Here is a 13,684-nt window from a genome sequence, read left to right on the forward strand (position 1 = left end):
GAGTAGACCGGGGTGGTCAATTTGGGCAGACGGTAAGGAAATTCATCCGTTTTGCCAGCTGGACGCCAGGCTGTTCACAGGAACGGACCGGCGCCCCGCGAGACCCGCGCGCCCCCTCGGCGCCGTACGTGCCCTCGCCCTCAGCGCCGTACGTGCCCGTCGCCGGTGACGATGTACTTGGTGCTGGTCAGCTCGGGCAGGCCCATCGGGCCCCGGGCGTGCAGCTTCTGGGTGGAGATGCCGATCTCGGCGCCGAAGCCGAACTGGCCGCCGTCGGTGAACCGGGTCGAGGCGTTGACGGCGACCGTCGTGGAGTCGACCAGCTGGGTGAAGCGGCGGGCGGCCTGCTGGGAGGTGGTGACGATCGCCTCGGTGTGGCCGGAGCTCCACAGCCGGATGTGCTCCACGGCCCGGTCGAGCGAGTCGACGACGGCGGCGGCGATGTCGTACGACAGGTACTCGGTCTCCCAGTCCTCGGTCGTGGCCTCGACCACGGTGGCCTTGGAGTCCTTCGCGTACGCCAGGACCCGCTCGTCGGCGTGGACGGTGACCCCGGCGTCGGCGAGCGCGTCGAGGGCGCGGGGCAGGAACTCGGGGGCGATGTCCTGGTGGACGAGGAGGGTCTCGGCGGCGTTGCAGACGCTGACCCGGTGGGCCTTGGAGTTGATCAGGATCTCGATCGCCGTGTCGAGGTCGGCCTGGGCGTCGACGTAGACATGGCAGTTGCCCGTGCCGGTCTCGATCACCGGGACGGTGGAGTCCTCGACGACCGAACGGATCAGGGAGGCGCCGCCGCGCGGGATGAGGACGTCGACCAGACCGCGGGCGCGCATCAGCTCGCGCACGGAGTCGCGGCTCTCGCCGGGGACCAGCTGGATGGCGTCGGCGGGCAGGCCCGCGCCGCCGACGGCGTCCCGGAGGACCCGGACGAGGGCGGTGTTGGACTCGTAGGCGGAGGACGAGCCGCGCAGCAGGACCGCGTTGCCGGACTTCAGGCAGAGGGCGGCGGCGTCCACGGTCACGTTCGGGCGGGCCTCGTAGATGATGCCGACCACACCGAGCGGGACCCGGACCTGGCGCAGGTCGATGCCGTTGGGGAGGGTCGAGCCGCGGACGACCTCGCCGACCGGGTCGGGCAGCGCGGCCACGTCACGGACGTCGGCGGCGATCGCGCGGACCCGCTCCGGGGTCAGCGTCAGCCGGTCGACGATCGCCTCGCTGGTGCCGGCCTCCCGGGCCCGCTCGATGTCCTTGGCGTTGGCCTCGACGATCTCGCTCGTACGGACCTCCAGCGCGTCCGCGATGGCGAGCAGCGCGTCGTCCTTGTCGGCGCGCGGGAGCGGCGCGAGGTCGGCGGCGGCGGCCTTGGCACGGTAGGCGGCCCGGGTGACCGGCGTCATGGAGTCGTACGGCGAGAGCGAGGTCATGGGGAAAGGGTAGTGCGCCCGGCGGAGGCGTTCATCGGCTGTTCCACAGCGCGAGACACCCTGCCCGGGGCCACCCGCGGGACGGCCGGAAGTGGTGGAGGGCCGAGAGGGGTGGACGGCCAGAAGGGGGTGGACGGTCAGAAGGGGTGGACGGTCAGAAGGGGTGGACGCCCACGGACGTGGCCGGGGGCGGACCGAAGCCCTCGGCGAGGCGCAGGTGGTACGTCTGGCGGTCGATGACCTCCAGGCCGACGATCTCCCAGGGCGGCAGCCCGGCCGTCCGGCGGTGCTCGCCCCACAGCCTGAGGGCCACGGCGGCCGCGTCGTGCAGGTCGCGGGCCTCCTCCCAGTAGCGGATCTCGGCGTGGTCGTTGGCATAGCGGCTGGTCAGCAGAAAGGGGTGGTCGTGGGCGAGCTGTTCCAGGCCGCGCCGGACCTCCTTGAGGGGGGCCTCGGGTCCGGAGACGCTCAGGGTGACGTGCCACAGCCGGGGCAGGTCCTGCGGCTTCTCGGCGCACTCGCCCTCGTACGTGTCCGAGGCGGCGACGCTGGCGAGCGTCCGCTCCTCGCCCGCCGCACGGGAGGTACCACCACCACGGGACGCCGCGGCCCCGGGGCGTACTCGTCTCACGACGGCCTCCTTCGCAACGATGTCGTGCCTCGTCTTGCCTCGTATCAGGTCGTGCAGCAGCTCTTCACAGGTCGTACGGAATCCCCCTGGGACAAAGTTGAGCAGGCTCAGGGGCTTCGCGTGGCGGTTTTACGGAACGCGCACCGCCGGGGGCCGCGCTCCGGCCCCTCCAGGGGGCCGCTGGTCAGGGGTGCAGGAGGGCGAGGTCGTCCCTGTGTACGACCTCTCGTTCGTACGCGGGACCCAGCTCGCGCGCCAGTTCCCGGGTCGAGCGGCCGATCAGCTGAGGGATCTCCTTGGCGTCGAAGTTCACCAGCCCGCGGGCGACCGCCCGGCCCGCGCCGTCGCGCAGTTCCACGGGGTCGCCGGCGGTGAAGTCGCCCTCGACGGCCGCGATGCCGGCCGGCAGCAGCGAGGTGCGGCGTTCGACGACCGCGCGCACGGCCCCGTCGTCGAGGACCAGCGCGCCCTGCGGGGTGGAGGCGTGCTGGAGCCACAGCAGCCGGTCGGCGGACCGCTTGCCGGTGGGGTGGAAGTACGTCCCGGTGTCACCGCCGGAGAGCGCGTCCGCCGCGTGGACCGCGCTGGTCAGGACCACGGGGATGCCCGCCCCGGTGGCGATCCCGGCCGCCTCGACCTTGGTGACCATGCCCCCGGTGCCGACGCCCGCCTTGCCGGCGCTGCCGATCTCCACGTGCGCGAGGTCCTCGGGCCCCCGTACCTCCGCTATCCGCGACGTACCGGGCCTGCCGGGGTCGCCGTCGTACACCCCGTCCACGTCCGACAGCAGGACCAGCAGATCAGCCCGTACGAGGTGGGCGACCAGGGCGGCGAGGCGGTCGTTGTCGCCGAAGCGGATCTCGTCCGTGGCGACGGTGTCGTTCTCGTTGACGACCGGTAGCGCGCCCATGGCGAGGAGCTTGTCGAGGGTGCGGGAGGCGTTGCGGTGGTGGGCGCGGCGGCTCATGTCGTCGGAGGTGAGGAGCACCTGGCCGACGCGGATGCCGTAGCGGGCGCAGGAGGCCGTGTAGCGGGCCACCAGCAGGCCCTGGCCGACGCTGGCGGCGGCCTGCTGCCGGGCGAGGTCCTTGGGGCGACGGCGCAGGCCCAGCGGTGCGAGTCCGGCGGCGATGGCGCCGGAGGAGACCAGCACGACCTCCCGCTCGCCGCCGCTGCGGGCCTTGGCGAGGACGTCCACGAGGGCGTCCACCCGGTCCGCGTCGAGGCCGCCGGACGCCGTCGTCAGCGACGAGGAGCCCACCTTGACGACGATCCGGTGCGCTTCCGCCACGCCCTGCCTTGCCGCTGACACCCGTATCCCCAATGTTCCGAACCGGCCCGGTGTGTACCCCGGTGTGTGTACTTCGCAATCTACGGGAGCGCGCGGACCGGCCGCGTCCTCATTTCGAGGGGCGGACGGGGGCGGTCGGCCGTCGAGCCCTTTATGAGGAGATGCCGAAAGGCCCCTCAAGGTTCCAGGCGTTATGTCCGACTACCACCGATTACTCCCGCCGAAGATTGCTCCTCGGCCTCCCTAGGTCATACGGTCAGGGATCGGCCTCCTTCAGGCCACCCCCAGACTCACCCTCCCCCCTCCGTCCGTCGCACCCTCCGCAGGAGCCCAGCCCGTGCCCTCCGCAGGCCTCGCACCCCGCCGCATCGCGCAGCTGTCAGCGCTGTTCGCGATGTTCGCGCTCTTCACGGCCCAGACCGTCTCCGCGCTGCTGCCGAACATCCCCTTGTTCGTCGCCGCGAGCGCGGCGGGCCTCGTCCTGGACACCTACCTGCAGTACCGGGACCCCGGACTGCTCTCCCTCCTGGGCAAGGTCCGTTTCGACGCACTGGTCCGCCAGCTGCTGCGCGACATGCTGATCCTGGTGGGGCTGCTGCGCATCGACGGCCTGCCGCTGGGCGAGCAGGCCCCGCTCGTGGTCGGCCTCCTCGTCTTCTACGTGGCGCACTTCACCTGCCAGGCCGTCTCGGTGCTGGTCCGCCGCACCCGGACGCTGCCGATCGTCACCCGCAACATCGACGCCTCCGCGCTGCGGCTGACCGCCTCGCCGCCGCGCCTCCTGGCCCGCCGCCAGGCCCACCGGCTGCTGACCTTCTCCCTGCCGATCACGGCCGGCCTGGTGCTCACCGCGGCCACCGACGACGCCACCTGGGGCGGCCTCGGCCTCGGCGCCTCGCTCGGCGCCCTCGTCGTCGGTACGACGTACCTGGCGACCTGGCTGCTGCCGAAGAAGCGGGCGAAGAACGAGCAGCAGGTCATGGAGTGGCTGGACCAGTGGCTCGCCGACTACCGGCCGACCACCGCGATGTACTTCTCCGGCGGTACGACGTCGGCGTACCAGGCGAACATGTGGCTCTCCACGCTCTCCCGGCTGGAGAAGCCGCTGATCGTGCTGCGTGAGCGTTTCATGGTGCAGAAGATCGACGCGACGGACGTGCCGGTCATCTGCTTCCCCAAGGTCTCGACGATGTTCTCCCTGGAGAACTCGACGCTGAAGATGATGCTGCACCCGGCCAACGCCGCGAAGACCTCCCAGGTGCTGCGCATCCCCACCGTCAAGCACGCCTTCATCAACCACGGCGAGAGCGACAAGCTGTCCTCCTGCAACCCCTACGCGAAGGCGTACGACGAGGTGTGGGTCGCCGGTCCCGCCGCCCGGGAGCGGTACGCGCTCGCCGAGGTCGGGGTCGAGGACAAGGACATCGTCGAGGTCGGCCGCCCGCAGCTGGCGCCGATCCGCCCGTACGCGGGCCCGCCGACCGGCACGTTCACGACCGTCCTGTACGCCCCCACCTGGGAGGGCTGGGACGGCAACCCCGGCAACACGTCCGTGGTCCTGGCCGGCGAGAACATCGTCCGGCGGCTGCTCGCCGACGACAACGTCCGGCTGCTCTACAAGCCGCACCCGATGACCGGTTCGGTCGACCCGCGCGCGGGCGCCGCGAACGAGCGCATCAAGGCGATGATCCGCGAGGCCAACACGAAGCGGTCGGGCGCGCGGCCGGGTGCCGACGCCGCGGCCGAACTGGCCCGCCGGACGGCCGAGTTGGACAAGCTCACCTCGACCTCCTTCCGGGCCAGCGCGGACGAGATGGAGCGGATGCTGCTGCAGGGCACGCCGAGCGGGGACCGTGAGGCGGCGATCTTCGAGGCGACGCTGGCCTGGGAGAAGGCGTACTGGGCGTCGTTCCCGGAGTGGGAGCACCGGATCATCACCGAGGCGCGGCCCGCGATCTTCGCCTGCTTCAACGTGTCGGACCTGCTGATCAGCGATGTCTCGTCGGTGGTCTCCGACTGGCTGTCCAGCGAGAAGCCGTACTCGGTCGCCAACACCTCCGGGCTGCCGGAGGAGGCGTTCCGCTCGGCCTTCCCGACGGTCTCCGCGGGTGTCGTCCTGACGCCGAAGGCGGACGGTGTCCCGGCCCTCCTCGACGCGGTCCGCGACCCAGAGAAGGACCGCTTCACCAAGGCCCGCGCCGACCTCAAGGAACAGCTCCTCGGCCCCTCGGACCCGCCGTCCCTCGTCCGCTTCGACCTCGCCGTCAAGGCCCTCTGCGCCAAGGCCGACGCCCGCCGCGTCCGCATGGAGTCCCGCCTCGTCAACGAGGTGCCGTCCCCCCGGGAGGCGGGCGACGAACTGACAGAGGGCGAGCCCACGGAGGCGCTCGCGTAGCCCCCGGAGGCGCTCGCGTAGCCCCCGGAAACGACGGAAGGGCCCCGGAGGTGTTCACCTCCGGGGCCCTTCCACTTCCCTGCTGCGGGGCACCCAGGAACCCCCGGGCACCCCCCCCGGTCGCCCTAGAACGGCTCGAAGTCGTCGTACTCCTTCTGGAGTTCGTCCCGCTCCGCCTGCCGGTCCCGACGCCGCTGCACGGCCGGCCGGGGCTCCTCGAAGCGGTGGTCCTCGCCACGGCGGCCGAGCATCTCCGCGCCGGCCATGACGGTCGGCTCCCAGTCGAAGACGACCGCGTTGTCCTCGGGGCCGATGGCGACGCCGTCGCCCGCGCGGGCCCCGGCCTTCATCAGCTCCTCCTCGACACCCAGCCGGTTGAGCCGGTCGGCGAGATAGCCCACGGCCTCGTCGTTGCTGAAGTCGGTCTGGCGGACCCAGCGCTCCGGCTTCTCGCCCCGCACCCGGAAGAGCCCGTCCTCCTCCCGCACGACCGTGAAGCCCGCGTCGTCGACGGCCTTGGGCCGGATGACGATCCGCGTCGCCTCCTCCTTCGGCTTCGCCGCCCGCGCCCCGCCCACCAGCCCGGCGAGCGCGAAGGACAGCTCCCGCAGCCCGGTGTGGGCGACGGCGGACACCTCGAAGACCTGGTAGCCGCGGGCCTCCAGGTCCGGCCGCACCATCTCGGCGAGATCCTTGCCGTCGGGCACGTCGATCTTGTTGAGGACGACGATCCGGGGCCGGTCGCCGAGCCCGCCGTACTGCGTCAGCTCCTCCTCGATGATGTCGAGGTCGGAGAGGGGGTCGCGGTCCGACTCCAGCGTCGCGGTGTCGAGGACGTGGACGAGGACGCTGCAGCGCTCGACGTGGCGGAGGAATTCCAGGCCCAGGCCCTTGCCCTGGCTGGCGCCGGGGATGAGCCCGGGGACGTCGGCGATCGTGTAGACGATGTCGCCGGCCGTGACCACGCCCAGGTTCGGGACGAGCGTCGTGAAGGGATAGTCCGCGATCTTCGGCTTGGCGGCGCTCAGCACCGAGATCAGCGAGGACTTGCCCGCGCTCGGATAGCCGACCAGCGCCACGTCGGCGACGGTCTTGAGCTCCAGGACGATCTCGCCCATGTCGCCGGGCACGCCGAGCAGCGCGAAGCCGGGCGCCTTGCGGCGGGCGGAGGCGAGGGCCGCGTTGCCGAGGCCGCCCCGGCCGCCCTGCGCGGCGACGAAGGAGGTGCCGTGGCCGACGAGGTCGGCGAGGACGTTGCCCTGCCGGTCCAGCACCACGGTGCCGTCCGGCACGGGCAGGACCAGGTCCTGTCCGTCCTTGCCGGACCGGTTGCCGCCCTCGCCGGGCTTGCCGTTGGTGGCCTTGCGGTGCGGGGAGTGGTGGTAGTCGAGGAGAGTCGTCACGGACTGGTCGACGGTCAGGACGACATCGCCGCCCCGGCCGCCGTTGCCGCCGTCCGGGCCGCCGAGCGGCTTGAACTTCTCCCGGTGGACGGAGGCACAGCCGTGGCCTCCGTTACCCGCGGCGACATGCAGCTCGACGCGGTCCACGAAGGTGGTCATGGTGGGGTGCCTCCAGAGACTTACGGGTTCAATTACTGGTTAACACGCGAAAGGCGGACCCGCCTTCCCGAACGGGAAGTGAGGTCCGCCTCGCGAAAGACTGTGCGAAGACGTCCGATCAGCCGACCGGAACGATGTTCACTACCTTGCGCCCACGGGCGGTGCCGAACTCGACCGCACCGGCGTTCAGCGCGAACAGCGTGTCGTCCTTGCCGCGGCCGACACCCGAGCCCGGGTGGAAGTGCGTGCCACGCTGGCGGACCAGGATCTCACCGGCGTTGACGACCTGACCGCCGAAGCGCTTCACGCCGAGCCGCTGAGCGTTGGAGTCGCGACCGTTCCGGGTGGACGATGCGCCCTTCTTGTGTGCCATGTCTCCTCAGTCCCTTACTTCGCAGCCGCGGGGATCTCAGTGACCTTGATCGCCGTGTACTGCTGGCGGTGGCCCTGACGACGGCGGTAGCCGGTCTTGTTCTTGTAGCGAAGGATGTCGATCTTGACACCCTTGTGGTGGTCCACGATCTCGGCCTGGACCTTGATGCCGGCCAGCACCCACGGGTCGCTGGTCACAGCGTCGCCGTCGACAACGAGCAGGGTCGAGAGCTCGACCGTGTCGCCAACCTTGGCAGTGGAAATCTTGTCAACCTCAACGATGTCGCCGACAGCAACCTTGTGCTGGCGACCACCGCTGCGCACGATGGCGTACACGCGGATCTCACTCTCTCGCTCGGGAACGGCACCCCCGCAGTCCAGCCGCCCGACATGCGAACGGCCTCTTCCAGGGCGCCCGGCGCCCGGAAGGGAATGAGGTTTACGGGGATGTGACGCGTCTCTACCTACGGACACGCCGACGGTCAAGGTTACGGGGCCACGCCCGAAGGGGTCAAACCGAGCCCCTCCCCGCACACACCGGTGCCCCCGCCCGGTGGTGAAATCACCTGGCAGGGGCACCGGTTGGGGCGGACGGCGAACCGCCCGCCCCCTGTGACTCAGCTCTCGTCCGTGACTCAGCTCTCGTCGGTCGAGGCCGTGACCGTGGCCGACGACTGCTCGGCGGCCACCGTGCTCTTCTTCGTGGCGGCCTTCTTCGTCGCCGCCTTCTTGGCCGTGGCCTTCTTCGCGACCGTCTTCTTGGCCGCCGCCGTCTTCTTCGTGGCGGCCTTCTTCGCGGTTGCCTTCTTGGCCGTCTTCCGCGCCGCCGCCTTCTTGGCGGGCGCCTCGGTCCCGGCCTCGGACCCCGTCTCCTCGGCGGCCGGAGCCGCCTCCTCGACCGGAGCCTGGGCCGCGTCCTCGGCGGACGCCGACGGAACCACGACCACGGCCGCCTCGGCGGACGCGGTGGGCGCCGTCGCCTTGCGCACCGCGCGCCGCCGCGGACGGGCCGGAGCCGCGCTCTCGGCGACCTCGGCCGCCTCGGGCTGCGCGACCGGCTCGGCGGCCTTCTCCACGACCGGCTCGGCCACGGGCTCCGCGACCGGCTCGACCACCGTCACGACGGCGTCGTCAGCCACGGCCCCGCCCGGCGCGCCCGCCGGGGCGGACACCTTCCGGGTCGCCCGGCGACGCGTACGGCCCTTGGGCGCGGCCTCCGCAGCCTCCTCTACGCTCGGCGCGGCGGCCGGCGCCTCGACGACCGGGTCCTCCACGGCCACGGGCTCCGCCTCGGCGGCCTCCCGCGACTTCGGGGCACGGTCCTCGGAGACGGTGGTGGCGGCCACGCTCTCGCGGGACTCGCGCGCCTTCGGGGCACCCGAGGGCGCGGACGCCCGCCGGGTCGCCCGACGACGCGAACGACCGCGCCCGACCGCCGCCTCGGCCTCCGCGACGCTGCTGTACAGCTCCTCGTCCGGCTCGAACTCGGGGGCGGGCAGCGCCACCGGCTCGGCGACCTCGGCGGCCACCTCGGCCTCGACCAACTCGGCCGAATCCACCGGCTCGACGGCCTCGGTCACGTGCTCGTGGTCGTGCTCGGCACCGCCACGGCCGCGCTTGCGACGCTTGCCGCCGCCCCCGCCGCCGGCGACGGCCGTCGGCTGGTCCATGTGCACGATCACACCGCGCCCGTTGCAGTGGACACAGGTCTCGGAGAACGACTCCAACAGGCCCTGTCCGACACGCTTGCGGGTCATCTGGACCAGGCCCAGCGAGGTGACCTCGGCGACCTGGTGCTTCGTACGGTCGCGTCCCAGGCACTCCAGCAGACGCCGCAGCACCAGGTCCCGGTTGGACTCCAGGACCATGTCGATGAAGTCGATGACGACGATGCCGCCGAGGTCGCGCAGCCGCAGCTGGCGCACGATCTCCTCGGCCGCCTCCAGGTTGTTCCTGGTGACCGTCTCCTCCAGGTTGCCGCCCTGGCCGGTGAACTTACCGGTGTTGACGTCGACCACGATCATGGCCTCGGTCTTGTCGATCACAAGCGAACCACCGCTGGGCAGCCACACCTTGCGGTCCAGCGCCTTCATCAGCTGCTCGTCGATGCGGTACGTCGCGAAGACGTCGACCTCGGAGGTCCACTTCTGCAGCCGGTCCGCCAGGTCGGGCGCGACGTGCGAGACGTAGCCGTGGATGGTCTCCCAGGCCTCCTCGCCGCTGACGATGACCTTGGAGAAGTCCTCGTTGAAGATGTCGCGGACGACCCGGACGGTCATGTCCGGCTCGCCGTACAGCAGCGTCGGCGCGTTGCCGTTCTTGGCCTTCTTCTGGATGTCCTCCCACTGCGCCTGCAGCCGCTCGACATCGCGGCGCAGCTCGTCCTCGCTCGCGCCCTCGGCGGCGGTGCGCACGATGACGCCCGCGTCCTCGGGGACGATCTTCTTGAGGATGGTCTTCAGCCGGGCCCGCTCGGTGTCGGGCAGCTTGCGGCTGATGCCGGTCATCGATCCCTCGGGGACGTAGACCAGGTACCGGCCGGGCAGGGAGACCTGACTGGTCAGACGGGCACCCTTGTGACCGATCGGGTCCTTCGTCACCTGGACGAGCACGGACTGACCGGACTTGAGGGCGGACTCGATGCGGCGCGGCCCGTTGGCCATGCCGAGCGCCTCGAAGTTGACCTCACCGGCGTACAGGACGGCGTTGCGGCCCTTGCCGATGTCGATGAAGGCGGCCTCCATCGACGGCAGCACGTTCTGCACCTTGCCGAGGTAGACGTTGCCGACGTACGAGGTCGACTGCTCCTTGTTGACGTAGTGCTCGACGAGCACGTTGTCTTCCAGGACGCCGATCTGGGTGCGCTCGCCGCTCTGGCGCACGACCATGACCCGCTCGACGGCCTCGCGGCGGGCGAGGAACTCGGCCTCGGTGATGATCGGGACGCGTCGGCGGCCCTGCTCACGGCCTTCCCGGCGGCGCTGCTTCTTGGCCTCCAGACGGGTCGAGCCCTTGATGGACTGCACCTCGTCGGAGAGCTCGGTCTCCTTGGCGCGCCGCTCGCGCGGTTCACGGACCTTGACGACCGTGCGCTCGGGGTCGTCGGAGCCCGACTCGGCCTCCGTGCCGGAGTCCCCGGCGCGACGGCGACGGCGACGGCGACGGCGGCTGCTGCTGGAGCCGGAACCGGACTCCTCGCGCTCGTCGGCCTCGTCCTCGGCGTCCTCGTCCACCTGCTCGGCGGTGTCCTCGGCGTCCTGCGCGGCCTGCTCGGCGGCGAGGTCGTCACCCTCGGCGACGTCGTCGGCGTCGGCCGACTCGCCCCGGCGGCGACGGCGGCCACCACGACGACGGCGACGGCGCGAACCGGTGGACTCCTCCTCGCCGAACTCGTCGCCGTCGGCGGCGTCCTCCGCCTCCTCGGGCTCCTCGGAGTCCTCCGGCTCGTCGGGCTCGGCCACCGGGGCGGCGGCCACGGGCCGCTCCGCCTCGGCGGGCTCACCCCGGCGACGACGGCGACGGCGCGAACCGCCGGTGTTCTCCTCCTCGGCGAACCCGCCGAGGTCGGTGGGCTCGGGGGCCTCGGCGGGCTCCTCGACCTCGACGACGGTCTCGGCCCGTGCCTCGGCGGCGGCCTGCGCGGCGGCCCGCTCCGGCGTCTGGAACATCGGCTCGGTGAACACCGGCGCCTGGAACACGGCCACGGCGGGCCGGGACGGCCGGGACGGCGCGTCCTCCGCGACGGGCGCGGCAGGCGCCGAGAACCCACCGGCGGCCTTGCGCGTGGTCCGACGACGGGCCCGGCGCGGCCCGGCGTCCTCGGCCTCGGCGACCGGCGCGGCGGCCTCCTGTGCGGCCTTGGCCGCGACGGGCTCGGCGGCGGGCGTCTCGGCGACGGCCGCCTGCACCGACTGCGGCGCGGCGCTCTCGGCCGCGACGGACTCGGCCACCTCGGCGGCCGCACCCTCGGGCGCGGACACCCGACGCGTGGCCCGGCGGCGCGTACGTCCCTTGGGCGCGGCCTCCTCGGCCGCCTCCTCCACGGGCTCCGCGACGGCGGCGGGGACAGCGGGGGCGGCTTCCACGGCCTCCGCCGGAGCCTCCGCCACCTCGGCGGCCACCGGCTCACCGGCGGGCGCGGACACCCGGCGGGTCGCACGACGACGCGTACGAGCGGCGGGCGCGGCCTCCTCGACAGCGGCGGGAGCCTCGGCCGGGGTGGCGACGATCACAGCCTCGGGCGCGGTCTCGGCGGCACTCTCCTCGGCGGCCTTGGGCGCGCCGGTGGGTGCCGACGCCCGGCGGGTCGCACGACGACGCGTACGTGCGGCGGGAGCGGGCTCCTCGACAGCGGCGGGAGCCTCGGCGCTCTCGGCCACGGCGGTGGCGGCCGGCGCCACGGTCTCGACGACCTCGACGGTCTCGGCGTCCTTGGGCGCACCGGCGGGCGCGGAGGCGCGGCGGGTCGCACGACGGCGCGTACGAGCGGCGGGCGCGGGCTCCTCGACGGCGGCGGGTGCCTCGGCTGCGGCCTCAGCGGCCTCTTCCTCGTCCACCTCGGCGTCCACGACGGCCTCAGCGGTCACGGCGGGCTCGTCGGCTGCCGCGAGGTCCTCGGACTCGGCGGCCGGTATGGCCGGCGCGGTGGTCTCCGCGGCCGCTTCGGAGGCGGCGGAGGGGGGTCCCGCGGGGCGGGACGCGGCACGGCGGCGACGGCGCGGCGGCAGGGTGTCGCTCGGCGTGTTCTGCTCGGAGCCCTGCGCGGGCTCTGCGGATTCGATCGATTCGGGCATGCGGGCGTTTCTCCCGTCAGGCTCCCGGGCGCCGCACCCGGTCCGGCATGGCCGGTGACGTCCGCGGCTCGCGTCGTGCGCGACTGCCGCCGTCCGGGGCGCGGGCGCCGCACGGGAGCTCTCTGTGTCCTGTCTCGCCGGTTCCGTACGCCATGTTGCGTACGGCCTGGCGAAAGTCTTGTGGTCGGTGCGCTGCCCGACCCAGATGGCTCCCGGATCAGAGGGCGGCGCTACGACGTCCGTCCCTACGCGGGACCCACCGGCGCCGACGCCTTCGCGGCGGCAGCGGGTTCGGCCGTTGAGAGGGCCGTCGCTGCCTCGCGGTCGGGCGCGAGCGGGTCGGTCACCGTGCCGGTCTCTTCATCGAAAAGCCCCTGCGCCAGCCTGGTCACCGCTGCGGGGACCGGCGGCGCCAGGTCGGCCACGGCGCGGAGACCGGACAGGACGTCGTCGGGTCGTACGGCAGGCGTCACGTGCCGAACAACCAGGCGCAGTATCGCACAGGCCTGGTCCGTCGGCCTATCAGCCTCCGGACCGACCGTCTCAGAACCGTCCGCCCCGACGCTCCCGTCACGGCTGTCACGTCCGTCACGGATGCCGAGATCGACGACGGCTTCCCGGGCGTCGAAGGTCCGTACGCCGTTCTTGGTCCTGCGCTGGACCTCGACGAGGTCCGCCGCCTTGAAGGCCTCGACCGCGCGCCCGGCCTCCTCGGGGTCCACGCCGTCCAGGCGCAGCTCCCACACGGAGGCCGTGAGCCGGTCGGCGAGCCCGGACGTCCGGGCCTCGACCGCGTCGACGATGTCGAGCCCGGTGGGCAGCGACTCGTCGAGCAGGATCCTGAGCTTCTCCGGGTCGCGCGCGTCGGTGAGCGCGATCTCCAGATATTCCGCCTCACTGCCCGTGCCGGTGGGTGCGGCATTGGCGTACGACACCTTCGGATGCGGCGTGAACCCCGCCGAGTACGCCATCGGCACCTCGGCACGGCGCAGCGCACGCTCGAAGGCGCGCTGGAAGTCACGGTGGCTGGTGAACCGGAGGCGGCCGCGCTTGGTGTAGCGCAGTCGGATGCGCTGCACCGCGGGTGCGGGCGGCGGGCCTTCGGGCTGTCGCTTGCCCAGGGGTACCTCTCCTCGTGTCGTGCGGTCCTCGGGCGACCCCCGCATGTGCGGGGAGCACTCCGGCAGACGCCTACCCAGCGTCGTACAGTCCG

At 72.4% G+C, this 13,684-nt stretch carries 9 protein-coding genes; 1 reads left to right on the forward strand and 8 read right to left on the reverse strand.

All coding sequences use genetic code 11. The features are described from left to right. Nucleotides 1-140 precede the first annotated feature (140 nt). The 3 genes from ACZ7MG_RS16935 to proB all read right to left on the reverse strand — a co-directional run bounded on the left by ACZ7MG_RS16935 (nucleotide 141) and on the right by proB (nucleotide 3,349). The gene (locus ACZ7MG_RS16935; protein ID WP_471379944.1) at nucleotides 141-1,427 is read right to left on the reverse strand and encodes a glutamate-5-semialdehyde dehydrogenase; all 1,287 of its coding nucleotides are present in this window, start codon (nucleotides 1,425-1,427) and stop codon (nucleotides 141-143) included. Nucleotides 1,428-1,581: 154 nt separating this feature from the next. Then, nucleotides 1,582-2,058 carry a hypothetical protein gene (locus ACZ7MG_RS16940; protein ID WP_471379943.1) on the reverse strand — a complete coding sequence of 159 codons (477 nt, stop codon included), beginning with the start codon at nucleotides 2,056-2,058 and terminating at the stop codon, nucleotides 1,582-1,584. 184 nt (nucleotides 2,059-2,242) lie between these two features. Next, entirely contained in the window at nucleotides 2,243-3,349 is a 1,107-nt protein-coding gene (gene proB / locus ACZ7MG_RS16945) for a glutamate 5-kinase (protein ID WP_471379942.1), read from the reverse strand. Between the two features lie 337 nt (nucleotides 3,350-3,686). On the opposite strand from proB, the gene ACZ7MG_RS16950 reads away from it, so the two are divergent. After that, nucleotides 3,687-5,744 (forward strand): hypothetical protein, encoded by a 2,058-nt coding sequence (locus tag ACZ7MG_RS16950; protein WP_471379940.1) that lies wholly within the window; start codon nucleotides 3,687-3,689, stop codon nucleotides 5,742-5,744. 125 nt (nucleotides 5,745-5,869) lie between these two features. On the opposite strand, the gene obgE is transcribed toward ACZ7MG_RS16950, so the two are convergent. The 5 genes from obgE to ACZ7MG_RS16975 all read right to left on the reverse strand — a co-directional run bounded on the left by obgE (nucleotide 5,870) and on the right by ACZ7MG_RS16975 (nucleotide 13,550). After that, nucleotides 5,870-7,306, reverse strand: a complete 1,437-nt coding sequence (obgE, locus tag ACZ7MG_RS16955) for a GTPase ObgE (RefSeq protein ID WP_471379939.1) — start codon at nucleotides 7,304-7,306, stop codon at nucleotides 5,870-5,872. 118 nt (nucleotides 7,307-7,424) lie between these two features. Continuing rightward, on the reverse strand, nucleotides 7,425-7,679 hold the full coding sequence (gene rpmA, locus ACZ7MG_RS16960) for a 50S ribosomal protein L27 (protein ID WP_033525817.1): 255 nt from the start codon (nucleotides 7,677-7,679) through the stop codon (nucleotides 7,425-7,427). A 14-nt stretch (nucleotides 7,680-7,693) separates the two neighbouring features. Beyond that, complete coding sequence (gene rplU, locus ACZ7MG_RS16965) at nucleotides 7,694-8,014, reverse strand: 50S ribosomal protein L21 (RefSeq protein WP_006374708.1); 321 nt, start codon at nucleotides 8,012-8,014, stop codon at nucleotides 7,694-7,696. 299 nt (nucleotides 8,015-8,313) lie between these two features. Beyond that, nucleotides 8,314-12,471, reverse strand: coding sequence for an Rne/Rng family ribonuclease (locus ACZ7MG_RS16970; protein ID WP_471379938.1), 4,158 nt, complete (start codon nucleotides 12,469-12,471; stop codon nucleotides 8,314-8,316). A gap of 245 nt (nucleotides 12,472-12,716) precedes the next feature. Continuing rightward, nucleotides 12,717-13,550: a TIGR03936 family radical SAM-associated protein gene (locus ACZ7MG_RS16975; protein WP_471379936.1), complete on the reverse strand. Its 834-nt coding sequence runs from the start codon at nucleotides 13,548-13,550 to the stop codon at nucleotides 12,717-12,719. Nucleotides 13,551-13,684 lie beyond the last annotated feature (134 nt).

This window comes from Streptomyces sp. NPDC107538 (genome assembly GCF_055657445.1).

What these genes read in the sequence shown, in the direction of transcription:
- ACZ7MG_RS16935 (WP_471379944.1), bottom strand. Translation starts at nt 1,427, where the DNA reads ATGACCTCGCTCTCGCCGTACGACTCCATGACGCCGGTCACCCGGGCC.
- obgE (WP_471379939.1), bottom strand. Translation starts at nt 7,306, where the DNA reads ATGACCACCTTCGTGGACCGCGTCGAGCTGCATGTCGCCGCGGGTAAC.
- rpmA (WP_033525817.1), bottom strand. Translation starts at nt 7,679, where the DNA reads ATGGCACACAAGAAGGGCGCATCGTCCACCCGGAACGGTCGCGACTCC.
- ACZ7MG_RS16970 (WP_471379938.1), bottom strand. Translation starts at nt 12,471, where the DNA reads ATGCCCGAATCGATCGAATCCGCAGAGCCCGCGCAGGGCTCCGAGCAG.